The following is a 25,420-nucleotide window of genomic DNA, read 5'->3' as shown; positions in this document are numbered from 1 at the left end:
AGAGAATGAAGATATGACTGAATTAGAAGTAATCGATCTGCAAGTGGGCGAAGGAAAAGAAGCGGTAAAAGGCGCACTGATCACCACCCAATATCGTGGATTTTTGCAGGATGGTACCCAATTCGATTCATCCTATGATCGTGGTCAGGCGTTTCAATGTGTAATTGGTACTGGCCGAGTCATTAAAGGCTGGGATCAAGGTATTATGGGGATGAAAGTGGGTGGCAAACGTAAGTTGTTAGTCCCAGCTCACTTAGCCTATGGCGAGCGTCAAGTGGGGGCACATATCAAACCAAATTCTGATCTCACCTTTGAGATCGAATTGCTCGAAGTGCTGACTCGCGACTAAGCGTGACAGGACTGCGAGAGTCTGTGTAAGCTCAATTGAGCCAATATGATTCTGGCTCATTTTGCACTCCTCGCTATGTTTCTTCGGCATTGGGTGATTTACACTGGACTCAATTTTCCCACTTAAAGGAAAGAGATTTGTCGTGGCTTCGGATACTGCAGCAGAGTTAATTGCGCAACTTCAGGCTGAGATCGCTCAGCTAAAAAGTGAAAACGCTCATTTAGCAGCGTTGAATTATCGTGCCGAAGAAAAACTCTTTGCGGCCCTCGATGGTAATGGTTTATGTCTATGGGAACAGCATATTCCAAGCGGAAATTTAACCATATTTAACATGCGCTGGGGCGAAATGCTCGGGTTTAGTCCTGAAGAGTTTGCTGCCCATGTTGATATCTGGAAAAGTAAATTACACCCAGAAGATAAAGAATGGGTGATAAAAGCCTTTGAAGATCATGTGAATGGTCAAGCCGATTACTATCAAGCAGTTCACAGAATGCTACACAAAGATGGCAGCATAACTTGGGTGTCCGATCGTGGGCGTATTGTCGAGCGCTTAGCTGATGGAACACCACTGCGAATGATGGGCAGCCATATTGATATTACTCAAGAAAAGCGCTACGAAATAGATTTAGCCCGTTTAGCCCACAGTGATCCACTCACCAACTTAATGAATCGCCAAGCTATTGCCAAAGTATTCGATGAATCCTCGCAATCAGGTATTCACGGTGCGTTATTTTTTATCGACCTTGATGGTTTTAAAGCGTTAAATGACCGTCACGGCCATAAGTTTGGTGACTGCCTGTTGATGCACGTTGCGCATACTTTGGTATTTCACGCAGGTGAATTCGCGCAGATCGCACGGTTAGGGGGTGACGAGTTTGTGATATTACTGCCGTCATTTGATCGTGAATCTTTAGGGGTGCTCGCACAATCATTGCTCGATGTTTATCGAGATAAATTCCTGCTAGAAGGTTGTGAAGTAGAGGTAGGCCTGAGTATCGGTATTGATATATTTGGCTATGGTGATAGTTTTGCCGAGAGTTGTGATCGCGCGGATGCCGCCATGTATCGCGTGAAACACCAAGGAAAGCATGGATATTGTTTTTATCAGTCGTCGGAATAATGATCCAAGCCTGCAGATCTTAGTAATACTTCATTTAGATTTGATTACAGTGCCTTATTCGAACAAAAAACCACCTTTAATGGTGGTTTTTTGTTTTTAGCTTTTTAAGCTTAGTGTCATCAGCTTATGGAGTTACAAAATTAAATGGTTGATGGCAACTGACACAATAGTTTTCAGATTTTTTGTGTACATGGTGGCACTTACTGCAATCAGTTTCTGTGTCGAAGTGGCGATTTTTATGAGGATTGGTTGGTTTTACATCCGCCGTTTTTTCCGCTAATTTCTTAGTGTTGTGGCATTGTACACACTTGAGCATAGGGACGGCTTGTCGTTCTTCTGCACCATGGCAGCTTGCACATTTAAGCCCTTTCGCCATATGAGTTTGATCGAGTAAAGTACTCTCTTTAGCGAACGCGCTGCCAGCGAAAATACCCAAAATAATAGCCAATATAATTGTTAAGTTTTTCATTGTTTGATCCCATTATTCATTTCACAGGATGCCAAAATGTGAGGCATCCATTATTGATGACTATGTGTTCTATAGTTTTGCTACATATTTGCCCGCTAAATAGCCGAAGGTGTAGCAGCGACCTAAAGACAAGCCAAATACCGTTAATGGGTAGTCAACGCCACCATAGAAACCTGCTCCTAAGTTACCAACAATGAATAAACCTGGAATTTCCTTACCATCGGCATCAAGTACTTGGTGGTTGTCGTTAACGAGAATTCCTGAACATAAAGTAGAAATACGCATACGACGGTGAATACCGTAAAACGGTGGTTTGAGCACTGGTACCATTTTGCTTCTAGGTTTACCGAAGTCCTCATCTTTACCTTTTTTGCACAGCTCGTTATAACGGTTAACGCTGGCAACAAAGGTTTTTGGATCGCACTCTAACTTCACCGCCAATTCTTCTAATGTGTTAGCTGAATGGGTGTTGATCAAAGAGGGAAATACCCCTTTTTTTTCACCTGGAGCTTCAGGCATATAAACTTTAAGCTCTTCAGGAGAATAGAGGTGGCCAGGCCAATCCTTCGCTTGCGTCATATAGTCAGAATCAAATACTTGTGAGTAATGCCCCGCATTCTGCTCATCTTTCAAGTAGTTATTCATTAGAGACATCTCAACCTTCTCATTCACAAAGCGCTCACCTTTACGGTTTACCGCTAAGAATGGCATGTCACACATGGAAGCCGGGCCGGCATCGAAGTCGTGCAACATTTTGGTATGTCCAACAGGTTCAATAACGCCGCCAGCCCAATAGGCCATAGCAAAACCGTCACCAGTACGATCCATTTGTTTACGTTCAAAGTTTTTCAGTTCGGGGATGAAGAAGTCACACATGGCTTTGTTATTTTGATAGTCACCAGAGGACAGAATGACACCTTTCTTCGCCATGTATTTGTGGTACTTACCATCACGAGTTTGAGCAATGACGCCGATGACTTTTCCTGACTCATCCTGAATTAATTGTTGTGCAGGAGTATTAAAGAAAAACTTAACGCCTGCTTTTTCTGCTGTTTTAGCTAATGCGCGCATAGCATCACCCGTGGTGTAGGGTTTAGGGCCGCAGAAAGAAGTGATAAAATTTAAACGGTCATCAGTATCAGCAATTCCGCGAATACCGTGCTGCACTTTGGTACCTTGGTCAACAATCTGGCCGCCACCTTGTTTCACTCTATCGATAACCCAAGTGACAGCTTCACCTGAATTGTAAGCCCATTGCTTAAGAAGACCGGGATGTGAACGGTGCGCGTTATCCGCCATTAAACGGCTAACTAAAGCTTCAATTGCTGATTTATCACTGTTTTTCAGGTCAATCCCTGAACCAGTGTTTCCTTGAGAGACTGGGATGGCTTGCTTTTGTAAACACGCAACGGTTGCACCACTTTCTCTGGCAGATAGAGCCGCAGGCACACCAGAAGCTCCAGCACCGACGACAACAACATCAAAGGTTTGGGTTGTTGCAATATCTTTATCAGCAATAGGTTTTGGCTTAGGTAGAAAATTGAGCGTTGCGCCACCAATTTCGCCATATTCAGTGCCAACTTGAAGTGGTGCTGCACTCGCTGAAGCAATACCAAGACTTGCAAAGGCTAAGCCACCACTTCCCACTGCAGCTCGAGTTAGGAAACTTCTTCGAGATATACCATTCTGAAGCACGCTAGCAGTGTATTGATCGATTTCTTTCGGTTTCTGTGAATGCTCTTTACTCATTTTGATACTCCTTGGGTCCTCATTGCTAAGGTCGATATGACATCGTTAGCAACGACAATGGATCTGGCCATAACCGCATGTGATTTGTTTGCTTTAAAAACTAGAAGTGCAGTTGCGTGAAAGTGATTAAATTCTCATCCATTAACAACATACGTTTAAATGTATGACATATGATAATAAACCAAAAGAGGTATTAATTACATCTTTGCAGTGCTTCACAAAATGCTGGCGTTTTGAGCGATGAATGTGATTATTCTTTTTGAAACAAGCTAATGTAGGACTTTCTTTATTAAATAATGCAGTGAATTTTTTGAGGAAGATAATTTTCTTAAATACAGTGATCAAAATAAAATATGTGTTGTTAAGCTATTTCACTACATATATTTAGTGTTCTAGGTTTACGGGAGTTAATTGTGGTAACGAGGCGTTAGAGTCATCGTTATTTACGCATCCGCTAAATAAGACACATGAAATAGCCATGGCTGGAATAATTAAGAAATTATTTTTTCCATTTTTGATCTCAATAATTAAGTCAACGCATTCACCGCAACATTTAAATGGATTGAGAATTTTGCAGTGTAAAAACCGGGTGTATCCAACAAGGCGTGATACACCCGCATTAAGTTTGGTGCAGGGGAGTTGTATTTGTGACTATTTACCTAAAACAAATTTATAAGTGACATATAAACGCAGATCGTCAAGATCTTCAGCTTGATCAAAATCGACCATGGCATAACGCGCCTTAAGACCTAGGCCCGATAACATGCCTGAAAATTTATAGGCGATTGAAAAGTTTGTTTCATTAAAATCTGACGCAGTCCCCTCTGGCACATCGTACTGCCCATAAAAGGCATAGGCTTCTAATCCACTCACCCCTAATTTTTCAAAGTCATAGGCCAGCTTTAACGCGTTGACCTCTTCATTCGCCCGTGCAGATTGATATACCTGTTGAATGACCACTTTTTCATCGCCCCATGGGGTCAGCACTGTGTCATCCCCGGTTTTGGCGTACATATAAGTGAGATCTGCCCCCGCCAATTTGGCGCCAAGATGGAAGCCATATTGATAGGTATCGAGTGGGCCGCCGGTTTCATCACCTATTGCCTGTTGAGTTAAATAGGAAGGTGTTAAGTACAAATTCGTTGGACCAACATCAGCGGCTAATTTCACTTTGGCATAGGTTTGATTGAAAACATCTTCCATGCTGTAGTGCCAAAGATGGGCTTCAGTTTGGACTGTTTTAAAGGGCAATTGATATTTAGCACCTAGGGCATAAACTGGGTTATCGGCAACATCTGCCACAATACCCGCTCTTGCTAATTCGCTTTGTACCGCCTCTTTTACGGATACGAAGTTATTATCAGACCACCCCATGGAATCTGTAATATAGAGTGCTGATAACGTTAGATTGTCAACACTCTTATTTTCTGCTGAAAAGCCGCGAAAAGTTCGTGGGATCGCACGAATGTCATGGGGATTCATCATTGGTGTGCGCAGTTCTTGTGCACCTAATTTGAATTGAGTATCCCACCAATTACCTTGGACAAAATACTCCTGTAAACGGTTGACGTTGTCATGGTCGCCTGCGGCATCGCGAGCAACTAGGCCGTAGACGTCATCTGAATCATTGGTCCAAATGGGATTTGCAGATGCGAAGCTGGTCCCAAAACTGAGGCCATTCACTTTTGCGGTATTGTAATAAAACAGTCCGCCAAATGACGTATCGTGTTTAGTGTTCGTCGTATTATCAAAGTCACGGGTAAAATCGAATAAGCGTAATTCCCCTTTTAACGTACCTTGGCTAAACATTTGATCAATGCTGGTATCTGCTGTAGCTGGAATCGCTAGCGTAGATAGCACAAGCAAAGATAAATAAGATTTTTTCATCATCATCTTCCCTATTATTAGTAAGCCCTGATCAGAATTGTCTGAGCTAGTTAAAGAAATTATGTTTAACATTCTTAGGTTAAATGTATGACGTATGACTAATGTCGACAACGAAGTTAAGATGAATATGAGAAACTAGTTACGAAATTCGCACAGATGTTACTTGGATCAACAAAGATGAATGTTTTTTAATCACTAATGTAGGAAAGATGAGAGTACTTTTTCTGCGTTAATGCGGTTTTATGCTAGTATGGCGACACTAAGCATATTTGGGATAATCAAGTGCATATCTTCAAGCCAATTAAGCAGATAAGAGCATCGAGTGAAGTCGGGCAGCAACTGAAAAATGCTATTTTAGATGGCGAATATAAGGCTGGCGATAAATTACCCTCTGAGCGCGAATTAATAGAATTATTTCAAGTTAGCCGCACTGTGGTGAGAGAGGCGATCAAAAGCCTCGAAGCGGGTGGATTAGTGGAGATTCGCCAAGGTGCAACAGGTGGCGCATTTGTTAAGCACTTAACCTTTGAACGTTTAAGTGATGCTTGCCAAGATTTATTTCTAATGGGGAAACTTTCCCTTCCTGAACTGTGTCAAGCACGCATGCTGATTGAGCCGCAAGTGGCTAGAATGGCTGCTAAAAATTGCACTCCAGAGCAAGCTAAAGCTTTGCAAGAGGCGAATAGTCATGAAAGTGACTCATTGGCTTATCCCGAAACTGTCATATTGCGATCTCAAGTACATTATTTGCTCGCTGAAATGTCTGGAAATCGCTTTTTAGAAGCGATCGTAAAATCCTTGTTGGTTTTATTAAGTAATCAAACGACTAAGTTTCAGCCACCGACTGATGAAATTCATCCTTTAGGTTTGCATGATGTCATTGTCGAAGCGGTTATCGCAAAAGATGGGGCGAAAGCTGAGGCCGAAATGTTTGCACACCTTGAGGATTTTAATCGGCGCCTAATAGAAATTGAGCGTAAATATATGGATAAACGCGCTTAAGGCAAAGAGCCGCAACCCCAAAGTTCAACCGCGGCTGTTTGTTTGTTGGGTACGCCAATCCAATGACTCATGGCTTGGCATTGCACTTTTCCTGACATTTGAGTGAAGCAAAGTTCAAAATCCCCTGCTTCGGGCGTGCGACCTAAGCGCAACACAGGTAAAATGGGCAGTTTGGGCTGATAATGCCAGCTGCCATTTTTAAGATAAGCATCATCTGGGATTTCCATTCCTGCACCCGTACCTTTCACTCTTGCTCCGACCAACACTAATCCTTGTGGCGTGACGTTATAGTCTTCCTCCCAGCGAATTTTTTCTATGCTATGGTTCCATGCCAAGGTGAAGTTGTCTGTGGGCACTTGGGTCCACAGTGTGCCCGCTAGGCCTAAACACAGGCCTAGCATCTGTTTACCTTCAAAGACTGATTAACGACCAATAATCTCAAAAGCTTATCCTTGCTCTGCGAGACGTTTGAGTTTGCGTGCTCGCCAGCTGTGTTGCACGATAAATAGCAGCGCGAGCCCAAAGCCAATTTCATCACTCAACGGCGTAGCAAGAATTAAGCTAGCACCTGCAAGGAAGCCGATAACGCGTTCCCACCAGTAGAGTTTTTGTAATAGATATCCGGTAAAGATGACGCCCCAAATACCAATACCCACAGTCGCTTTTAGCAAGACAAACCCAGTGGCTAACCAGCTATCACCTTGAAGCATCAAAGCGGGATCGTAAACCGCCATAAAGGGGATCACAAAACCTGCAATGGCGATACGGATTGCCCAAAGGCTGATCTTAAGGCCTGATTCCTTCGCGATTGGTGCTGCGGCAAAACAGGCTAAGGCAACGGGAGGCGTGAGATCGGCCATGATGCCGAAATAAAATACAAACATATGCGACACAATCAGTGGCACACCGAGGTCGAGTAATGCGGGAGCGGCAATCGAGCTAGTAATAATGTAGTTAGGGATGGTGGGGATCCCCATGCCGAGCACTAGGCAAGTGACCATAGTTAACACGAGTGATAAGAACAAGTTATCTTGGCCAACGGCAAGAATATAGCTCGCGAAGGTCGAGGCAATTCCTGTCAGTGACACTATGCCGATAATCACACCGACTAAAGCACAGGCGATACCCACAGGCACGGCATGACGGGCGCCTTCTACCAGTGCATGCAAGCAGATGGTAAGAGTATCTCTGCCGCCTTTAATAAACCAACAAATGGTGACTAATAAGGCGATAACCCCAAATACGACCCCGATCCCGAGTTGGAAGAAGCCTGCGCATAGGATGCCAAGGGCAATCCAAAAGGCAATCCGCATCGCCATTGAGGAAAGTCGCAGTACTATGGCTGAGCCTAAAATTACTATCGATGTGAGGGCGAGTCCTACCATGCCTGAGAACAGCGGCGTTCTACCCGAAAACAGCAAGTAGACTAAAATAAACAAGGGGATAAGGAGATACCAACGCTCTTTAATTGCCGCCCATGGATTAGGGCACTGATCTTTAGGCAGGCCACAGAGATTGGCGCGTTTGGCTTCTAAATGCACCATCCAAAATACGGAGCAGAAATAAAGTAGCGCAGGGATCAATGCCGCTTTGGCTATCTCGATAAAGGGGACGTTAATGGTTTCGGCCATGATAAAGGCCACTGCGCCCATGATCGGCGGCATGATTTGGCTGCCCATACTCGATGTTGCCTCTACCCCGCCGGCGAAGGCAGGGCGATAACCGAATCGTTTCATGAGTGGAATGGTAAATTGGCCCGTTGTGACCACGTTGGCAACACCTGATCCTGTAATCGTCCCCATCAATGCCGATGACACTACTGCAACTTTTGCAGGACCGCCGAGCTTGTGGCCAAATAATCCCATAGCAAAGTCGGTAAATAAACGGATCATTCCGGCTTGTTCTAAAAAGGAGCCGAAGAGAATAAACAGGAATATATACGTCGCCGACACATAGGTTGGTGTGCCGTATAGCCCTTCGGTACCGAAGGCTAATTGATTGATGATCTGATCGAATCCATAGCCGCGGTGCATTAAGTCACCGGGTAAATATTGGCCAAATAAGCCATACATCAAAAAGATGCTACAGATGATAGGTAGCGCCCAGCCCATGACTCGGCGCGCTGCTTCAAACACTAATACGATCAAAGTGATACCTATCACTATATCCGCATCGGTTAGATCGCCTGAACGTTGAATTAAGTCGGCTTCGAAATACCACTGATAAGCCGCTGTGGCCATACCAGCTAGACCGAGTAGCCAAGCGAGTGGCTGCCAAGGCTGAGATTTTCCTCTAGCGGGATAACTTAAAAAAACCACTAACAGTAAAAAGCCCACATGGGTGGCACGCAGTACTTGAGTCGAGACGGGATGAAAAGCGGCAGTGATGATTTGAAAAATAGAAAAAATTAAGGCTGTATAAAATAGAGCCTTGGGCCAATCGCCAGTATTTGCGCTGAGACCTTGTTGGGGATCACTCATATTATGCCTCACAGCATTAGACTACAGAGATGATATAAACGAGATGCCGTTATTCAACGGCATCTCAATTGCTTAGTTTGGAATAGGATGCACAGATATCAGTAAAACTTAGAGTGCACCAACTTCTTTGTAATAACGTTCTGCACCTGGGTGCAGTGGTATTGGCAGATTTTTCGTCGCTTTATCTACGCTGATGGTCTTCGCGGCGGAGTGCGCGTTACCGAGTCGGTCTAAGTGCTCGAACATGAGTTTTGTCATCTGATAGGCTAAATCATCCGATACACCGCTTTGAGTCACCAGTAAATTTTGAATGGCGACGGTAGAAACGTCGGTGGTTTGGCCTTCATAGGTCGATGCTGGGATCACGCCATGTTGATAGGCGGGATTGTTAATCTTAGCGATCACATCTTCTGGAATTTCAACAAAGTTGATTGCCATAGTCGCAGCTAAGTCACGGATAGCAGCCATGCCGAGACCGGAAGATTGTAAAGTGGCGTCTAATTGACGATTTTTGATTAGCTCAACGGATTCGGCATAGGGTAAAAACTCGACTTTCCCCATGTCTTCGTAACTTAGTCCCGCAGCCTTGAAAATCGATCTAGCATTGAGTTCTGTCCCTGATTTAGGGGCACCCACTGAGATGCGTTTTCCCTTTAAATCAGCCAAGGTTTTAATGCCAGACTCTTTATTGGCGACGATTTGAATGTAGTTAGGATAAGCCGAGGCAAGTACTCGGATTTTATCCAGCGGCGTTTTAAAGCCTGCATCAATATCACCTTGATATGCTGCTGCGACTGAATCACCTAAAGCGAACGCTAATTCGCCACGACCCGCTTGCAATAAATTGAGGTTTTCTACTGAGGCTTTAGTTGCTTGAACTGAGGTTTTAGAACCTTCGATTCCTGTGCCGTAGAGTTGCGACAGCGCAACGCCAATAGGGTAATACACACCACTGGTGCCGCCTGTGAGAATGTTGATAAAGGCGGGGGCAGCAGCCATAGCGGCAGCACTGAGTGTGAGAGTCACTGCTGCGCCGACGGCGACAAAACGTTTTTTGATTTTCATTATGAAATATCCTTATTTTTTATAGTGTTATGTAGGGTCTTTCGAGCGGTAAATACCGTAATCAGCTCAATATAACTACATAAAACCTGAAAAAGGTCAATTAGGCTATAGTCGATAGCTGCTACTTTTGTATCACAAAACTGAGATCTGAGACTGTTTTGAGCAAGGTTGTATTGTGAGGTAAAACTTGGTTGGTTCAATGAAGCGGGCAATAAAAAGGGCTAACCTAAGTTAACCCTATTTGTGTTATTAGAGGACAAACCTCCTAATAACAAGACACTATTTAGTATTATCTAAGAAACCTTTAGTTGCGTTTTTCGCATGTTTTGCTGCTCTTTTCTCTTTAGGAGACATCAGCGGTTGTTTCTTCGATTCTTTACGGTTTTTTTGCTCTTTACTCATATAAAACTCCATGTACTCTTTGGTTATTCATCAGGCTAATCATGTAAGCCGTACTTAATTGAACCTATTCCATGACGTCCTGATTGAAGCGAAATTTTTATCTCGAATTACAACATTTTAAATTACAAATATCTAAAATCATTGATAATTATCTGTGAATTTATTTGCCTCAATGAGCGATTACAGCAAAATAATCTTATCACCGAATTCCGTACCATGATCCATCTATCACTTAGAATAATTAATGCTAATGCTAGCGTTAACCTGTATAAGAAATATGCGAACAAGGACACAGTACCTCTATTTTCATCATTGTTTGTGGTTTTAGTGGGCCCTAATTGGAGGCTTAACTAAGTACCATATGCCTAACGTCGGCTCGATTTACCTAACATGCCACCTAATATACCGCGCAAAATTTGTTTACCTAATTGGCTTCCAACCGTGCGAGCCGCTTGTTTTGATAATGTTTCAGCTAACCCTTGGCGACGCTTATTGCCAAAAATGAGTTCACTGAACCAACCTTGTTCTTCGGCTTTTTGGCCCGTTTGAGCATCACTTGCTGTGGATGTGGTGTCGCTGGTGGCGTTACCAACTCGTCTCTGGTTAAGGCGTTCGTAGGCCGATTCGCGGTTGATTAACTGATCGTATTTACCTCCAATCGGGCTTTGGACACGGACTTGTTGTAACTCCTCACTTGTGGCGGGTCCCATGCGGCAACGTGGCGGTGCGATGAGCGCGCGCTCGACCATAGTTGGCACGCCTTTGTCGGCTAACATAGACACTAAGGCTTCACCTACAGCGAGCTGGGATATGACGTCGCTAACAACCAGTTTGGGGTTAGGCACAAAGGTTTCGGCGGCGGTTTTAACGGCCTTTTGATCCCTTGGCGTGTAAGCTCGCAGGGCATGTTGAATACGATTACCTAATTGTCCGAGAATTTCGCTTGGGACATCATCAGGAAATTGCGAGCAAAAATAAACGCCTACGCCTTTTGAGCGAATTAGGCGCATGATCTGTTCGACGCGTTTTAATAGACTCGGTGGGCAACCCTCAAAGAGTAAATGCGCCTCATCGATAAAAAACACTAGCTTAGGTTTTTCGGGATCGCCGACTTCGGGCAGATTCTCAAATAATTCTGAGAGTAGCCATAGTAAAAAACTTGAATATAAACGGGGAGTTAAAATCAGTTTGTTTGCTGCTAATAAATTGATAATGCCGCGTCCTTGCAAATTAGTGCGCATTAAATCTTCAAGCTGTAACGCGGGTTCACCAAAAAAGTCTTTGCCACCATCGCGCTCTAATCCTAGTACCGAGCGTTGAATTGCTGCGAGGGATTGGGCGCTGATTAAACCATATTTGGCGGAGATTTCTTTGCGTTCCTCGGCAACTAAGGCCAGCATGGCCCGCAGATCATCTAAGTCGAGCAGTAATAACCCTTGGTCGTCCGCTAGTTGAAAGACTATGTCTAAAATACCGCTCTGGGTGTCATTCAATTCTAAAATTCGGCCGAGTAAGGTTGGGCCCATTTCGCTGATGGTGGTACGCAGCGGGTGGCCTTGAACGCCCGCTAAATCCCATAACACTACAGGATTGGCTTCGTTGTGATAATCCTCAATGCCAATTTGAGTTGCCCTTTGTAATAGCTTTTCACTTGGAGTGCCGGTCATCGCTAGACCCGAGATATCGCCTTTAACGTCTGTGATAAAAACTGGCACGCCTTGGCGTGAAAAACCTTCGGCAATACTCATCAGCGACACGGTTTTGCCTGTCCCTGTGGCACCGGCAATTAACCCATGGCGATTGGCATACTTAAGATTTAAGTGAACCTGTTGTTCACCTTTTCCTATTAATAGCGTATTCAAAGGCATTCCTTATGTTAACGGTAGGGCTTATATTGGAATCGTTGCAGCATCCTTATTTTAGCCACTGTGTATTTAATCCACTTTAGTGTCGTCGTTCATGCGTATAAAAATTCATCATTGAGTGTTGGCCTTAGCGTAATTTATGTCAACATGGGGCCTGAATAAGCTTGATATCACTTAGTAAAAATGTGTGATTGGCAATATGGGCGTTACCTATGAATGAGGTGTGTTATTTGGGTCATTCACTGAGGCGTGCTTGATGGTGAAATTCCCTTTGATTATGCTGCTCTTGTTCTTTACTGTGCTGACATCTGCCTGCACCTAATGAGTCTGTGGTGCAAGAACCTGTGTTGAATCTTATGAGCCTATGCGAGATAAACAGCGCTGTGTTGCTGAGGTGGATAAAAACCTTTATTTGTATGAAAAACTAAAAGCATTAGAAGAAAATCAACGGCTGAAAATGGCCAAAGAACAAGCCACTCAAAAATCGTTAATGTAGAAAGGATATCTATGAAAGGTGCGGGCGGAACACAGGGCGGGACGGGACAATTTTTTATGGGTCTTGCCATGATGTGTGGTGGATTTTATTTATTGTTCAATGCAATACAGGTGAGCTCTAGTTTTGGACTGGGCTATGGCTTATATCGAGTGAATGCCTTTGGGCAAGGCATGTCGATTACCACTGGCATGGTGATGCTACCGTTTATTATCGGTATTGTGATGGTGTTTTTTGACGCTAAGAGTAAGTTAGCTTGGCTGTTGAGTCTAGGTTCGCTAACGGCCTTGGTTGTGGGCGTGATCAGCTCGATTCAATTCCACTTTAAATCTATGTCGGCCTTTGAACTTATCGTGATCCTCGTTTTGGCCTTTGGTGGTTTAGGGTTGTTTTTACGCTCACTGAAAGACGCGCCCACAAGCGATACACAAGCGAAATAACCACTAGACTCTTAATCGCTAGGCTTTTAACCACTAGGCGCTAGAGTGCAAATACGAAATCAGAGCTGTGCATCTAAGTGGCTCAAATAGCGATTTAACGAACGGTTTAACGAGAGTTTTTAACTACAGAGTGAAGGAATGCGATGCGCTGGCGTGACACTGACAGAAGCTCCAATATCGAAGACAGACGCGGCCAGCAAATGGCATCTGCGGGTGTGCCGAGTGCCTTGTTACTCAGGTTCTTGCCCTTTTTGCTGAGAACTAAACTTGGCCGCGTGGTGTTGCTCATCGGCGGCATTTATATTGCTTTTCAGTATTTTACCGGTGGTCTTTCACTTGACCCGAATACTCAAACTCATCTTAGCCAATCCCAATCTAGCTCAACAACAGCGGTACAGGATGAAAATGCCCAGTTTGTGGCGGCCATTTTAGGCACCACAGAAACCGTTTGGGGCCAGTTGCTCAAAGGGCAATATCGAGAGCCTAAGTTAGTGCTTTATCGCAATATGACCTCCACTGGCTGCGGTATGGGACAGGCGCAGTCTGGGCCTTTCTATTGCCCCGCCGATAGCAAGGTGTATATCGATCTTAGCTTTCTTGATGAGCTTAAAACCTTAGGCGCGCCCGGTGATTTTGCCTTTGCCTATGTGATTGCCCACGAGGTGGGTCACCATGTGCAAAACCTGCTGGGCACTAGCACTAAGGTGCGCCAAGCCCAGCAATCTGGCAGTAAAGTGCAAGCGAATCAATTGAGTGTCGCACTTGAATTGCAGGCTGATTGCTACGCAGGGATTTGGGGGCATTATGTCAATCAACAACTTAACTTACTTGAAGCAGGCGATTTAGCGGAAGGCATTGCCGCAGCCAGTGCAGTGGGTGACGATCGTCTGCAAAAGATGGCGGGTCGCGCCGTACAGCCTGATGCTTTTACCCATGGCAGTTCGGCGCAGCGGGTGAAATGGTTTAAGACAGGGTTTGATTCGGGTAATCTCGCCAGTTGTAATACTTTTGCGGCGAAGTGATTTAGTCTGATATCTCAAATACGTACCGAACAGAAATGCAAGGATAACTGAGTGGCCTTTAACGATACCTTTAGATTGAGCAGCCACGCGGTTATCACTAATGCGCAGGGACAAGTACTGTTGCTTAAGGCCAATTATGGTAATTTTGCTTGGGGTTTGCCCGGCGGCGCACTCGAGCCAGGTGAAACGATTCACGAGGCCTTGGTGCGCGAATGCCAAGAGGAATTAGGCTTAAGTGTGCGGGTTAACTATTTGAGCGGCGTGTATTATCACAGCGCCTATCAATCCCAAGCCTTTATTTTTCGTTGTGAACTGTTGTTGCCTGATGGGCCTGAGGTGGCAAAAAATGTGGCAGAAGGTGAGCCATTGCCGATCCACTTAAGCCACGAACATTCAGAGTTTGCCTTCCACGATATCGATACCCTCAGCGCGGTGCAGCAGCAAAGAATCCAAGATTGCCTCAATTTCAACGGGGTTGTCATTAGTGCAAAGTTTTAGTGCTTTACTGGTAAACCGCCAGCCGTTAATCGGCTTGGGTTTGCGCGAGTAAGGTTTCTAAGCAGTGTTCCTTGATACCGTAATAGGCTTTAATGTCAGATATTTGCGCGAGGATTGCGGCGCTGTCTTTTTGATTGTGTTGTGGCTTTTTAACGGCCAAAATCATCTTATTTTTATTGGTATGTTCTAGGCTGATAAATTCAAACACCTTAGTCGCATAACCATTGGCTTCCAAAAATAGCGCACGTAATGAATCCGTCACCATTTCAGCCTGTTGGCCCATGTGCACTCCATATTGCAGCATAGGTTTGAACAATTCTGGGCTGTGCATCTGTGGGCGAATTTGTTTATGGCAGCAAGGCGAACACATAATGATGTCGGCATTGGCGCGAATACCATAATGAATCGCATAGTCAGTGGCTATATCGCAGGCGTGCAGCGCGATCATCACATCGGTTTGCTTAGGCGCGTGGGTTCTCACATCGCCGCAGACAAACGACAATCCTTGATGATCCAGCGTTGCCGCCGTTTCATTACATAAATCGGCCAAGGCTTGGCGTAATTCCACCCCAGTCACCTGCGCATCATTATGATGTAGGCTGTGGCGAAGGTAATCATGGATTGCAAAGGTGAGATAACCTTTACCTGAACCAAAATCGACCACATTGATCGGTTGATCATTCTTGTGGGGTGAGGCTTCGAGTGCTTGGCTAAAAACCTCAATAAATTTATTGATTTGCTTCCATTTACGCGACATCGCAGGAATAAGATTATGTTGGCTGTCCGTCACCCCTAGCTTGGTCAGGAAGGGACGTTCAATATCCACAAAACGCTTTTTCTCACGGTCATGTTCTAACGGCGCCGCGACGGCTTGTTTAACGTTATGTGTGCTGATTTGGACTTTACCTTTTTTGCTGATCTCAAGCTGAACTTCTGCCTGCGCCGTGGCTAAGTGGGCACTCTTAAAATCGTTACCGAATAACAGTTTTATGCTGGCTAAGCCTTCGTCATAACTCAGGTTTTTAGTGATGTGATTCGTCTGATGCTGATACACAAACGACAGCACAGGCTCATTTTGCAAACTAATCGGCCGAATCGTGATGCGCTGCAGGCTTTTATCTGCCCCTCGGTACTTACTCAACAATAGTTTGATCAGACTATTCTTCGCCAAGCTGTCAGCCAAAAGCTGGTAAAAATCATCAAAAGAATTAAGCGCTGAATGGGACATTATTGTTTCCGAAAAAGTAACCAAGAAAAACAGGGAGAGTATTCTAACCGCGATCCGCCGCTACCTAAAGTTATTCTCATCGAGAAGGGGTTTGGGGCAGAGCTCCGCTGCTGATCTATTTGTTGAAATTCGTAATCTCGTGTAGGTTTTTGGCAAGCGGGATTTTGTCCCAACTCTTGTTTGAATTATTTAATCAAAGTCAAAGTCAACATCGTGGGGCTTCACCCCACACCCGACCAAGGAGGACTGCTCGTCCTATCCTCCTTGGATGCTCCATGACGCCCCCAACGGAGTTGAAAGCCCCTTGTGCTCATTGCCAAATTTGCTATCGCTTCCGAAGGATGCGTCCCTGCACCTGCGAAAGCTAGCTCGCCATCCATGGCGAGACTCACGCAATTTGTCTATTCGCCCTGCGGCAACTCCGAGGGGATGCGTATTCCGTCGATTTTTGAGTTGTCTGATTGGTCACTTAAAGCATTAAAGAGTTGTGGATGTCCTGTTTCATCCGTTTCTTATTAGGTATTTAGCTTTCTTTTATAACAACAAAGTCAATAAATTTACCCAGAAGATTCTCTGCATGAGTGGTTGCTATAATTTCACCGTGTTCATCTTTGGTAAAACCATCTATTCCTTTTAAAAGCATTAGTATCGTATTTCTACTATAAACGTCTCTATGATAGCGAGGGTGTTTCCCATCATGCCTATCCGAATACACCTCTGGTGGTTGCAGAACTGGGTTAATACCTTTACGAACAACTTTCTTTAGTTTTTCATTGTCAGAAAGTGTTTCTTTCGCTTTAGCTATTGGAGTTAATCCTTCATCGACATAAGATTTAAACAAAAACTCATGTTTTTCTGTAATTTCCTCTTTAATGTATAACTTATATTGTTTAATAATTTTTCTACGTTTTCGCTTCGAAAAAAAATCTGAGGCAATAGCGATTGGAGCTATCAGTAAAACTATTGAGAATAGGAGTCCAAAAAAGTAGATGGGTAGGCGAGCTAGGTGTACAAAGACATTCCCAACAAATACATTATCCCAAAAAGAAACATCCTCTTCAGAATCTATATATTTTGAAAGCCTAATCTCCCTTATTCCAGCTATCTTCCCAAAGATCTCAAGCTCAACATCTGAGCCTGCTAAATGTAAAGCTAATATCTTTATCGTATAACTCTCACCCTCCTCAAGGATAATCTGGGGAAGTAATATAATTTTTTCCGTATCAATACTAGGTAAAGCAGAAGACTTTAAATAATCATTGGTTGAGCTAATTTGTTCAGACTTTAAAAACTTCCCTTCTTTGATTGTTAAGTTTAGAGGGTATTTATCATCGTAATATCCATTAAGTATAGGAGCTCCACCATCATTCTTAATTCTCAAAAATAGAACTGATAAAGTCTGGTTCAAGCTTTTTATATCTACGTCTCCATAGAATACCTTTAACTCGTTAACATCCTCTTTAACATCAAGAACGTTGGTATCGTTTAATACCTCAATAATAAGCTCTGGATTATTTACACGAAAAAATTCAGTATAAATTGTTAGGCTACCGAAAATTGCAGCCAGCATGAATCCTAAAAACGACCATGCAAACCTCTTATCCAGATTGTTAAAAGATGAAATAATGCTCATCTATGAAATACACTCCTTTCTTATTTGCCTAACGTCTTAGTATTTATGCGCTGCGCTGTTTGCAGGGCATAAATCGTTTGTTGGACTTGGTCGCTGTGTCGTGGCACATCCATGTCAATTGATATAAATGATGCTATAGGAATCTGCTATTTTGCGGTAGCGGTTTTTTATACAGTTTGATGGGTAATCACTTGATATCGTTTTAGCTTTATCATCCTTTGCTGGCTAGCAGAGATACGCAAAGGTTAATAGGATTAAGCACTGTCATGGAAGTGACCGTTGACAGCATGGATGTCGTCGTCGAGCCCTCAGGGATGAGTTAATGGCGAGTCACTGGAATGACAGTGCTTAATTAATTTAGTCATTATGACGCCATTGCAAAGTAAGATGCGGCAACTTGTCATTCGTCCTATGGTTCTCGTCTAGTGGCTCTTGTATTGTGGATCAAGCGCGCAGGCGGGTTTTCTTCTGTTATAATGCCTCCTCGATTTTTTGGAGGCGAGAATGGACGTATCTTCTTTACTAGACGGCCTGAATGATAAGCAGCGCGAGGCTGTCGCGGCACCGCAATCTAGCATGTTAGTGTTGGCGGGCGCGGGCAGTGGTAAAACTCGGGTGTTGACCCACCGCATTGCGTGGCTGATGCAGGTTGAACAGCAGAGTCCTTACTCGATTCTTGCGGTGACATTTACCAATAAAGCTGCGGCTGAGATGCGCGAGCGAGTTGAAAAAGTCGCTGGCACCAATATGGGCCGCATGTGGATTGGGACTTTCCACGGCTTGGCGCATCGCTTGTTACGCACTCACTTCCAAGATGCGGGTTTACCGCAAAGCTTCCAAATCCTCGATTCTGACGATCAAGTACGCTTGATTAAACGTATTCTAAAAAGCCTGAATTTGGATGAGAAACAATATCCTCCACGCCAAGCTCAGGGTTATATCAATGGTAAAAAAGACCAAGGATTACGCCCTAAACATATCGATGCGGGCGGTTTTCCGCTTGAGCAGAACCTGTTAAAAATCTATCAGGTTTACCAAGAGTCTTGTGACCGCGCTGGTTTAGTCGATTTTGCCGAAATCCTATTACGTGCCCATGAGTTATGGCTCAATAAACCGCACTTGTTGGCCCATTATCAAGACAGATTCAAGCATATTTTGGTGGACGAGTTCCAAGATACCAACGCGATCCAATATGCGTGGATCCGTGTGCTTGCCGGTCAAACTGCCAATGTGATGATAGTGGGTGATGACGACCAATCGATTTACGGCTGGCGTGGTGCTCAGGTTGAAAACCTACATAGATTCTTAAAAGATTTTCCGAGTGCGACCACGATTCGCCTCGAGCAAAACTATCGCTCTAAGGGCAATATTCTTAAAGCGTCCAACGCCTTAATCGCCAATAACCCAGAACGTATGGGCAAAGAGTTGTGGACGGATGAAGCCGATGGCGATCCGATTTCGCTCTATTGCGCCTTTAATGAAATGGATGAGGCGCGCTTTATAGTCGGTCGAATTAATGATTGGCACGAAAAGGGCGGCAACCTCAGTGATTGTGCGATTTTATATCGTTCTAACGCTCAATCGCGGGTATTGGAAGAAGCCTTATTACACAAAGGCTTAGCCTATCGCATCTACGGCGGTTTACGCTTCTTCGAACGCCAAGAAATTAAAGATGCCATGGGTTACCTACGGCTGATCAATAACAAAGACGACGATGCGGCGTTCGAGCGTGTAGTTAACACGCCGCCCCGTGGCATTGGCGATCGCACTTTGGATATTTTACGCTCCACTGCGCGCCAGCATGAATTAACCCTGTGGCAGGCGAGTGTGCGTTTGCTCGACGAGAAAGTGCTTGCGGGCCGCGCGGCAAATTCTGTGCGTGGTTTCATGGACTTAATCATGACACTGCGTGAAGACACCCAAGATATGGTGCTGTATCGCATGGCCGATACAGTGATCCAGGCGTCGGGCCTTAAGGCCATGTATGAAGCCGAAAAGGGCGAAAAAGCCCACGCTAGAATCGAAAACTTAGAAGAACTCGTCACGGCGGCGCGTACTTTCGAGCTACCAGAAGAGCTGGAGGACATGGGCGAACTTAACGGTTTCCTATCCCACGCGGCGCTCGAAGCGGGCGAAGGCCAAGCCGATGCCTTTACCGATGCGGTGCAGCTAATGACGCTGCATTCTGCCAAAGGGTTAGAGTTCACTATGGTGTTTATGGCGGGTGTCGAAGAAGGGATTTTCCCGAGTAAAATGGCGCTCGAAGAGGGCGATAGACTCGATGAAGAACGCCGCCTCTGCTATGTGGGCATGACCCGCGCCATGGAAAAACTCTACATAACCTATGCCGAATCGCGGCGCATTTATGGCCGCGAAGATTACGCTCGGCCGTCGCGTTTTATCAAAGAGATCCCGCCGCAATATGTGGATGAAATCCGTCTTAAGGCGCAGGTTTCAACGCCGATGGCGAATAATCGTTTCAGCGCCCCAAAATCGGCTGCGACAAACGATACCGGTTTTAACGTCGGCCAACGAGTCAATCACCCTAAATTTGGTGAAGGTAAAGTGACCAACTTTGAGGGCAGCGGTGCCCAAGGGCGAGTTCAAGTGAGCTTTACTGACTTTGGCAGCAAGTGGTTAGTGGTGGCTTACGCTCGGTTAGAGGCGCTTTAATACCAGCCCTGAACGCGATGAATGTCAGCTTTTTATGACACGCTTTTAGGGCGTAAATTCGCATCGGGAGAAGCATGGGTATATGATGCTAATCCTGAAACCGAGTGGAAACTTGAGGGTATTGGGAGTACCTAGTTAATGAATTTAAAGCAGAAATGGGATGTGTATTCCCGTCTTACTCGAATCGACCGTCCCATAGGTACGCTATTGTTGATGTGGCCATGCTTGATGGCGTTGATGTTAGCGGCGGGTGGTATGCCCGATCTTAAGGTATTGGTTATCTTTATTATTGGCGTGGTGATCATGCGTGCCTGTGGCTGCATTATTAACGACTATGCCGATCGCGATCTCGACTCTTTTGTGGAACGTACTAAATCTCGGCCGCTGGCCAGTGGTGAAATCAGCACTAAAGAAGCCTTGATACTGTTTGTCGTTTTAGGTTTATCTGCTTTTGGTTTAGTCTTATTACTCAATGGATTAGTGGTTAAATTATCCGTTGTTGGTATTATCCTCACGATCATTTATCCCTTCACTAAACGCATCACCAATATGCCGCAGATGTTTCTAGGCGTGGTGTGGAGTTGGTCTATCCCTATGGCTTACGCCGCGCAGACGGGTGAAGTACCCATCGAGGCTTGGTGGTTATTTGCGGCCAATTGGTTTTGGACTGTCGCCTACGATACCATGTATGCCATGGTCGATAGGGATGATGATTTAAAGGTGGGCATTAAATCCACTGCAATTTTGTTCGGTAAATATGACCGCCAAATCATAGGTTTATTTCAGCTTGCTGCGCTGGCTTGTTTTATCGCCGCCGGTTGGAGCGCCGATCGTGGTTTACTCTATGGCCTAGGTTTACTGACTTTTGTCGGTTTTAGTACTTACCAGCAAATGCTGATCTTTGATCGCGAACGAGCCCCTTGTTTTAAAGCCTTCCTCAATAACAATTGGGCAGGACTCGCATTATTTGTTGGGCTGGGCGCCGATTATTTAGTTTAGTGAGCATCATTTTTGCTGTGGTAGATCCTGATGGATCATCCACTGATTCTGTGGCGCTAATATTTGTTCTAAATCAATCTGGTGGATGTTGTCTTGGGAGATGACCTTGATAACTGGGCTCACTCTGTGGGGATAAGGCACACCTTCGAGTGCGCGTATTGCGAGATCGATGGCAATTCGAGCCTGCAATACTGGTGAGTCGCTGACCGTCGCGAGTAGCTGTTTTTTCTGCACTAATTCTATGGTCTGTGCATTCGAGTAGAATGCGATGACTTTTCCCGTTTTATTCCTACGCCCGTCTAAATAGCGCGCCGCAAAAGTAGCAGCAACTGCATTGGCGATCACATAATCTACACTTTGTTTAGTAAGCACTTTTCGCACTAAATCAGCTTGAATAAATAACTCTGTAGTGCCAAACCCTCCTTCAATTGTGTCGAACTCTTGTTTGGCTGCCGCCCGCCTAAATCCTTGTTCCGCCGCCATAACCCAAGAGGCGTCCTTAGGTCCAGGAAACCAAGCAACTTTAAGTTTCGCAGGCGCTTTATCGACAGGGTCTCGTTGCTGCGATGCAATATACTCAATCGCCGCCGCAGACATATCTTCAAAGCTGACTAAGGAACGACTCGTGAGTTTGTCGGTCGCGATACCATTCACTAAATCAATAACAGGAATGCCCACAGCAGAGAGTTGTTCGATATCCGCAATCAGTCCGTCAGCCGTATTCGCAGCAATAATATAGGCTTGAGCTTTGAGGGCTTGGCAATCATAGAGTTGTTGTTTTTGTTGCTCAATATTGTCATATCCTCCAGCATCATAAATGCCGAGAGTTACACCTTGACGTTCGGCTTCCTGCGATAACCCAAAGGCGACGCCCCACCAATATTGGTCTTTACCATGGGGAAGTAAGGCGCAGATCCGCCATAGTTTATTGGCTTGAGTTAGTGGTGTGTATGCCGTTTTTTTGCCATCAGCAATCACATCGGTGGGATACCAAGTTGCCTGCACTGCAAAGGTGAAACTATAGAGGATTAAGGTGAGGCAAATCCTGAGGGAGTAAGCGAAGAATGCAGTAAAGTGCATAGGATCATCATGTTAAGTTAACAATAGATTAAGCATAGATGAATGATCCATAGTTGCTAAGTCGATGCTAAATAAAGCTGATTTATTCTTAATAACCAGTGCCATGAAGTGTTATGGCACTTTTATGATGGGCTGCAGAGTGGTTGAAATTGTAGGGTAGTCTTACATTAGCAGGCTTTACGCTTTGACTTGTTCACTGAATGCTTAAGTTTACATTTCACGCTTAAGGCTTAATTGCCACAGCTGGTTTTTGCCATAGTGCTTAGTCTATAGTCATTGGCTTATAGTGGTTTTTTATGATCAATTTCATGCTTAGGTAACAAGGAATCGTTATGTTTATTCCGTCAGGATTTGCACGGGTTAGCCCGTATATGATGATCGCTGATGCCGATAGTTTAGTGGTTTTTTTACAGCAAGCCTTTGATGCTAAAGCGCTACATATTTCCCGTCGGGCTGATGGCAAAATAGCTAATGCACAGATGCAAATCGGCGACTGTTTATTTATGTTGAGTGAGGCGAGTGAAGCTTTTCCGCCTATGCCCGCATCCTATTATTTATATGTGGAAAATGCCGATAAAACGGTGGCTCAGGCACTCGCCGCTGCGGGTGAATTGGTGATGGAAGTGGCGAATATGCCCTATGGCGATCGCCAAGGTGGAGTGCGGGATCCCGTGGGCAATCTGTGGTGGATCTCCCAGCGTTTAGCCGCAGGGCCATATCAGGATTGATCGTCAAGTGATAACCAGTCAAAGGAGATGATGTATGCCGTGCCAGTTAACCCGATTATTTGGAATCGAATTGCCGATTATTCAAGCGCCTATGGCGGGTGTTCAGGGCAGTGCCTTAGCGATAGCCGTGTCGCAAGCGGGGGCGTTGGGATCTTTGCCCTGCGCCATGTTATCCCTCGAAGCCTTAGATACCGCCTTGACACATATTCGCACCCAGACGACTAAGCCCATCAATGTAAACTTCTTTTGTCATCACGAACCTGAACCGCAAGCAGCGAAACAAGCCGCATGGCTTAATCAACTCGCGCCTTATTTTTCTGAGTTGGGTGTCAATCCTGATAGCCAAACCGTGGGGGCACAACGCGCGCCATATACCAGCACCCAGGCTGCAGTGTTAGCTAAATTTAAACCTGAGGTGGTGAGTTTTCATTTTGGCTTACCGAATGAAGATTTGTTGCTGGAGATAAAGTCTTGGGGTTCAAAAATCATTTCGACAGCGACAACTGTAGAAGAAGCCCTATGGCTTGAAGCGCGTGGTGCGGATGCCATTATTGCGCAGGGTTTAGAGGCCGGAGGTCACAGGGGGCATTTTTTATCCGATGATTTAACCGAGCAATTAGGCACTTTTAGTCTATTGCCGCAAATCATTGCCGCCGTTGATATTCCTGTTATTGCAGCGGGTGGCATAGTCGATGCAAAGACAGTGCGCGCCGCTATGGCGATGGGCGCTTCGGCGGTGCAAGTGGGGACGGCATACTTACTCTGTCCTGAATGCACCACCAGTGATATTCACCGTGCCGCTCTGCAAAGTGAGGCCGCGCAGCATACGGCTCTGACTAACTTATTCACTGGTCGACCCGCCCGTGGAATTATGAATCGTTTTATGGCAGAGCTTGGCCCCATCAATAATGCCGCACCGGATTTTCCGCTCGCCTCAAGCGCCGTCGCAGTATTGCGAAGCGCCGCTGAACAACAAGGATTTGGTGATTTTAGCCCACTTTGGTGCGGCCAAAATGCAACAGGTTGTCAGGCTATTCCCGCCGCAGAGCTGACGAGGCAATTGGCGTTAGGTTTGATGGTCTAAGATATTGTTGGATAGGTTATTAATACTCATTGTTATGCTCATCAAGGCTTACATTTAATATAGCTAAATTAGCGGCTTGTTAGTTTATACTCGTCGTTTAAAGGTTGGTTGGTGGTTAGACTGCCGCTTCTTTTAAATTATGTTTTTTCTGTACAAATGGCTGCAAATCACTAGCCCTATAGTCGTGGGTGCGAGTGTTCTATAGATTTAAGGAAAACAATATGTTGTTACGTAAAATCATTGTTATGTGCCTTGCTGTTATGAGTTTTGCTACGTTTGCTGGCAATAAAGCCTATCAAGATATCGCACTTAAAACCTATCCAGATCAGCAGCAAGTGACTTTAGCCAGTGTTGCGGGTGACAAGCCGATATACCTAAAGTTTTGGGCGACCTGGTGCCAACCTTGTATGGAACAAATGCCGCATTTTGAAGCCCTGCAGAAGAAATATCAGGACAAGATTAATATCGTCGCGGTGAACATCAATATTAATGAAGAGCAACCTAAGATTGCTGACGTTATCGCGCGTTTCGGGCTCACTATGCCCGTGTGGTTGGATAATGAAGGCGAGCTGGGTGTGGCTTTAGGTTTGGTCGGTACACCCTATAGTGTATTAATCAATCGTGCTGGTGATGTGGTTTACACTAGCCATGAGTCTGATGCCAATTTAGATAAATTTATCGATATGTTGGCGAATGGCCAAGAGTTGACTGCGCAGACAACGGAGGCACCCAGTGCCGAACAAACAGCTAAGTTACTGAAACCTTGGGAACAAGGTGAGCATTTACTTTTTTTTACCGCAACATGGTGTGATTGGTATTTGGCTGATAGCCGCCCAGAAATGTCTAAAGAGTGTATTGCCGTTCAAAAAGGTTTAAATAATCTCGCGCAAAAAGTGCCTAATAAATCGTGGCACGGTGTGGTCAATCATTTGTGGACAGACAATAAAGCGCTCGAAGATTTTAAGCAGCTTTATCAAACTCAAGTCGATTTTAGTATCGATGAATTAGGTGTGTTATTTAATCATTTTAAAATCCGCAATATTCCTACTTTACTGTGGGTTAAGGATGGTAAAGTTATTCAGCGTATTACCGATTTTAGCCAGCCAGAGAAAGTAGTTGAGCAACTTTCGGCTCAATAAGCTCATTCCAAATGT

General features: G+C 44.9%; 23 protein-coding genes. 12 read left to right on the top strand and 11 right to left on the bottom strand.

Features of this window, described 5'->3' with window-relative positions; all coding sequences use genetic code 11:
* The first annotated feature begins 13 nt into the window (after positions 1-13).
* A complete protein-coding gene (locus tag L5L97_RS18555) occupies positions 14-349 on the top strand; it encodes an FKBP-type peptidyl-prolyl cis-trans isomerase (RefSeq protein WP_011845636.1) in 336 nt (111 codons plus the stop codon).
* A gap of 142 nt (positions 350-491) precedes the next feature.
* Entirely contained in the window at positions 492-1,469 is a 978-nt protein-coding gene (locus tag L5L97_RS18550; protein WP_263183372.1) for a diguanylate cyclase domain-containing protein, read from the top strand.
* Positions 1,470-1,593: 124 nt separating this feature from the next.
* Here L5L97_RS18550 and L5L97_RS18545 read toward each other — a convergent pair whose 3' ends face one another.
* The 3 genes from L5L97_RS18545 to L5L97_RS18535 form a co-directional block, all read right to left on the bottom strand.
* Entirely contained in the window at positions 1,594-1,938 is a 345-nt protein-coding gene (locus tag L5L97_RS18545) for a cytochrome c3 family protein (RefSeq protein ID WP_105250378.1), read from the bottom strand.
* Between the two features lie 69 nt (positions 1,939-2,007).
* Positions 2,008-3,687 carry an FAD-binding protein gene (locus L5L97_RS18540; protein WP_263183370.1) on the bottom strand — a complete coding sequence of 560 codons (1,680 nt, stop codon included), beginning with the start codon at positions 3,685-3,687 and terminating at the stop codon, positions 2,008-2,010.
* 651 nt (positions 3,688-4,338) lie between these two features.
* Positions 4,339-5,577: an OprD family outer membrane porin gene (locus tag L5L97_RS18535; RefSeq protein WP_317629546.1), complete on the bottom strand. Its 1,239-nt coding sequence runs from the start codon at positions 5,575-5,577 to the stop codon at positions 4,339-4,341.
* A gap of 279 nt (positions 5,578-5,856) precedes the next feature.
* Here L5L97_RS18535 and L5L97_RS18530 point away from each other — a divergent pair, with 279 nt between their 5' ends.
* On the top strand, positions 5,857-6,576 hold the full coding sequence (locus L5L97_RS18530) for a FadR/GntR family transcriptional regulator (RefSeq protein WP_113939236.1): 720 nt from the start codon (positions 5,857-5,859) through the stop codon (positions 6,574-6,576).
* Here the strand turns inward: L5L97_RS18530 and L5L97_RS18525 are convergent.
* The 5 genes from L5L97_RS18525 to L5L97_RS18505 form a co-directional block, all read right to left on the bottom strand.
* Complete coding sequence (locus L5L97_RS18525) at positions 6,573-6,977, bottom strand: DUF1850 domain-containing protein (RefSeq protein ID WP_263183362.1); 405 nt, start codon at positions 6,975-6,977, stop codon at positions 6,573-6,575. The genes L5L97_RS18530 and L5L97_RS18525 overlap by 4 nt on opposite strands.
* A 45-nt stretch (positions 6,978-7,022) precedes the next feature.
* The gene (locus L5L97_RS18520; protein ID WP_263183361.1) at positions 7,023-9,056 is read right to left on the bottom strand and encodes a TRAP transporter permease; all 2,034 of its coding nucleotides are present in this window, start codon (positions 9,054-9,056) and stop codon (positions 7,023-7,025) included.
* A gap of 108 nt (positions 9,057-9,164) precedes the next feature.
* A complete protein-coding gene (locus tag L5L97_RS18515; protein ID WP_105250372.1) occupies positions 9,165-10,121 on the bottom strand; it encodes a TAXI family TRAP transporter solute-binding subunit in 957 nt (318 codons plus the stop codon).
* Positions 10,122-10,400: 279 nt separating this feature from the next.
* Positions 10,401-10,523 (bottom strand): hypothetical protein, encoded by a 123-nt coding sequence (locus L5L97_RS18510; RefSeq protein WP_105250371.1) that lies wholly within the window; start codon positions 10,521-10,523, stop codon positions 10,401-10,403.
* 365 nt (positions 10,524-10,888) lie between these two features.
* Positions 10,889-12,385: a DUF853 domain-containing protein gene (locus L5L97_RS18505; RefSeq protein ID WP_263183358.1), complete on the bottom strand. Its 1,497-nt coding sequence runs from the start codon at positions 12,383-12,385 to the stop codon at positions 10,889-10,891.
* A gap of 367 nt (positions 12,386-12,752) precedes the next feature.
* Between L5L97_RS18505 and L5L97_RS18500 the strand changes: the two genes are divergently transcribed.
* From L5L97_RS18500 to L5L97_RS18485, 4 genes are all read left to right on the top strand, one after another.
* Positions 12,753-12,884 (top strand): hypothetical protein, encoded by a 132-nt coding sequence (locus L5L97_RS18500; RefSeq protein WP_263179985.1) that lies wholly within the window; start codon positions 12,753-12,755, stop codon positions 12,882-12,884.
* Between the two features lie 11 nt (positions 12,885-12,895).
* Positions 12,896-13,321 (top strand): hypothetical protein, encoded by a 426-nt coding sequence (locus L5L97_RS18495; RefSeq protein ID WP_107949438.1) that lies wholly within the window; start codon positions 12,896-12,898, stop codon positions 13,319-13,321.
* 143 nt (positions 13,322-13,464) lie between these two features.
* Positions 13,465-14,343, top strand: coding sequence for a neutral zinc metallopeptidase (locus L5L97_RS18490; protein WP_263183355.1), 879 nt, complete (start codon positions 13,465-13,467; stop codon positions 14,341-14,343).
* 51 nt (positions 14,344-14,394) lie between these two features.
* Complete coding sequence (locus L5L97_RS18485) at positions 14,395-14,841, top strand: NUDIX hydrolase (RefSeq protein WP_263183353.1); 447 nt, start codon at positions 14,395-14,397, stop codon at positions 14,839-14,841.
* A 25-nt stretch (positions 14,842-14,866) separates the two neighbouring features.
* On the opposite strand, the gene L5L97_RS18480 is transcribed toward L5L97_RS18485, so the two are convergent.
* Positions 14,867-16,069 (bottom strand): class I SAM-dependent methyltransferase, encoded by a 1,203-nt coding sequence (locus L5L97_RS18480; protein WP_263183351.1) that lies wholly within the window; start codon positions 16,067-16,069, stop codon positions 14,867-14,869.
* A gap of 523 nt (positions 16,070-16,592) precedes the next feature.
* Positions 16,593-17,702: a hypothetical protein gene (locus L5L97_RS18475; RefSeq protein WP_263183349.1), complete on the bottom strand. Its 1,110-nt coding sequence runs from the start codon at positions 17,700-17,702 to the stop codon at positions 16,593-16,595.
* A gap of 504 nt (positions 17,703-18,206) precedes the next feature.
* Between L5L97_RS18475 and uvrD the strand changes: the two genes are divergently transcribed.
* Both uvrD and ubiA read left to right on the top strand, forming a co-directional pair.
* Positions 18,207-20,375 (top strand): DNA helicase II, encoded by a 2,169-nt coding sequence (gene uvrD, locus L5L97_RS18470; protein ID WP_173247810.1) that lies wholly within the window; start codon positions 18,207-18,209, stop codon positions 20,373-20,375.
* 138 nt (positions 20,376-20,513) lie between these two features.
* Entirely contained in the window at positions 20,514-21,374 is an 861-nt protein-coding gene (ubiA, locus tag L5L97_RS18465; protein WP_263163724.1) for a 4-hydroxybenzoate octaprenyltransferase, read from the top strand.
* Between the two features lie 6 nt (positions 21,375-21,380).
* On the opposite strand, the gene torT is transcribed toward ubiA, so the two are convergent.
* Positions 21,381-22,454 carry a TMAO reductase system periplasmic protein TorT gene (torT, locus tag L5L97_RS18460; RefSeq protein ID WP_263183346.1) on the bottom strand — a complete coding sequence of 358 codons (1,074 nt, stop codon included), beginning with the start codon at positions 22,452-22,454 and terminating at the stop codon, positions 21,381-21,383.
* A 332-nt stretch (positions 22,455-22,786) separates the two neighbouring features.
* Between torT and L5L97_RS18455 the strand changes: the two genes are divergently transcribed.
* The 3 genes from L5L97_RS18455 to L5L97_RS18445 all read left to right on the top strand — a co-directional run bounded on the left by L5L97_RS18455 (position 22,787) and on the right by L5L97_RS18445 (position 25,405).
* Positions 22,787-23,182 carry a VOC family protein gene (locus L5L97_RS18455; protein WP_212599588.1) on the top strand — a complete coding sequence of 132 codons (396 nt, stop codon included), beginning with the start codon at positions 22,787-22,789 and terminating at the stop codon, positions 23,180-23,182.
* 34 nt (positions 23,183-23,216) lie between these two features.
* Entirely contained in the window at positions 23,217-24,266 is a 1,050-nt protein-coding gene (locus tag L5L97_RS18450) for an NAD(P)H-dependent flavin oxidoreductase (RefSeq protein ID WP_263143156.1), read from the top strand.
* 221 nt (positions 24,267-24,487) lie between these two features.
* On the top strand, positions 24,488-25,405 hold the full coding sequence (locus L5L97_RS18445) for a TlpA family protein disulfide reductase (RefSeq protein WP_263143154.1): 918 nt from the start codon (positions 24,488-24,490) through the stop codon (positions 25,403-25,405).
* Positions 25,406-25,420 lie beyond the last annotated feature (15 nt).

The organism is Shewanella sp. SM71 (genome assembly GCF_025653905.1).
GTDB classification, from domain to species: Bacteria; Pseudomonadota; Gammaproteobacteria; order Enterobacterales; family Shewanellaceae; genus Shewanella; species Shewanella oncorhynchi.
The sequence above is the reverse complement of the archived record's forward strand: the minus strand, read 5'-3'. Positions and strand labels throughout refer to the sequence as shown.

What these genes read in the sequence shown, in the direction of transcription:
- L5L97_RS18450 (WP_263143156.1), top strand. Translation starts at nt 23,217, where the DNA reads ATGCCGTGCCAGTTAACCCGATTATTTGGAATCGAATTGCCGATTATT.
- L5L97_RS18510 (WP_105250371.1), bottom strand. Translation starts at nt 10,523, where the DNA reads ATGAGTAAAGAGCAAAAAAACCGTAAAGAATCGAAGAAACAACCGCTG.
- L5L97_RS18525 (WP_263183362.1), bottom strand. Translation starts at nt 6,977, where the DNA reads ATGCTAGGCCTGTGTTTAGGCCTAGCGGGCACACTGTGGACCCAAGTG.
- L5L97_RS18445 (WP_263143154.1), top strand. Translation starts at nt 24,488, where the DNA reads ATGTTGTTACGTAAAATCATTGTTATGTGCCTTGCTGTTATGAGTTTT.
- L5L97_RS18540 (WP_263183370.1), bottom strand. Translation starts at nt 3,687, where the DNA reads ATGAGTAAAGAGCATTCACAGAAACCGAAAGAAATCGATCAATACACT.
- L5L97_RS18495 (WP_107949438.1), top strand. Translation starts at nt 12,896, where the DNA reads ATGAAAGGTGCGGGCGGAACACAGGGCGGGACGGGACAATTTTTTATG.
- L5L97_RS18545 (WP_105250378.1), bottom strand. Translation starts at nt 1,938, where the DNA reads ATGAAAAACTTAACAATTATATTGGCTATTATTTTGGGTATTTTCGCT.
- L5L97_RS18500 (WP_263179985.1), top strand. Translation starts at nt 12,753, where the DNA reads ATGCGAGATAAACAGCGCTGTGTTGCTGAGGTGGATAAAAACCTTTAT.
- L5L97_RS18520 (WP_263183361.1), bottom strand. Translation starts at nt 9,056, where the DNA reads ATGAGTGATCCCCAACAAGGTCTCAGCGCAAATACTGGCGATTGGCCC.
- torT (WP_263183346.1), bottom strand. Translation starts at nt 22,454, where the DNA reads ATGCACTTTACTGCATTCTTCGCTTACTCCCTCAGGATTTGCCTCACC.
- L5L97_RS18475 (WP_263183349.1), bottom strand. Translation starts at nt 17,702, where the DNA reads ATGAGCATTATTTCATCTTTTAACAATCTGGATAAGAGGTTTGCATGG.
- L5L97_RS18535 (WP_317629546.1), bottom strand. Translation starts at nt 5,577, where the DNA reads ATGATGAAAAAATCTTATTTATCTTTGCTTGTGCTATCTACGCTAGCG.
- L5L97_RS18455 (WP_212599588.1), top strand. Translation starts at nt 22,787, where the DNA reads ATGTTTATTCCGTCAGGATTTGCACGGGTTAGCCCGTATATGATGATC.
- L5L97_RS18555 (WP_011845636.1), top strand. Translation starts at nt 14, where the DNA reads ATGACTGAATTAGAAGTAATCGATCTGCAAGTGGGCGAAGGAAAAGAA.
- uvrD (WP_173247810.1), top strand. Translation starts at nt 18,207, where the DNA reads ATGGACGTATCTTCTTTACTAGACGGCCTGAATGATAAGCAGCGCGAG.
- ubiA (WP_263163724.1), top strand. Translation starts at nt 20,514, where the DNA reads ATGAATTTAAAGCAGAAATGGGATGTGTATTCCCGTCTTACTCGAATC.
- L5L97_RS18515 (WP_105250372.1), bottom strand. Translation starts at nt 10,121, where the DNA reads ATGAAAATCAAAAAACGTTTTGTCGCCGTCGGCGCAGCAGTGACTCTC.
- L5L97_RS18490 (WP_263183355.1), top strand. Translation starts at nt 13,465, where the DNA reads ATGCGCTGGCGTGACACTGACAGAAGCTCCAATATCGAAGACAGACGC.
- L5L97_RS18480 (WP_263183351.1), bottom strand. Translation starts at nt 16,069, where the DNA reads ATGTCCCATTCAGCGCTTAATTCTTTTGATGATTTTTACCAGCTTTTG.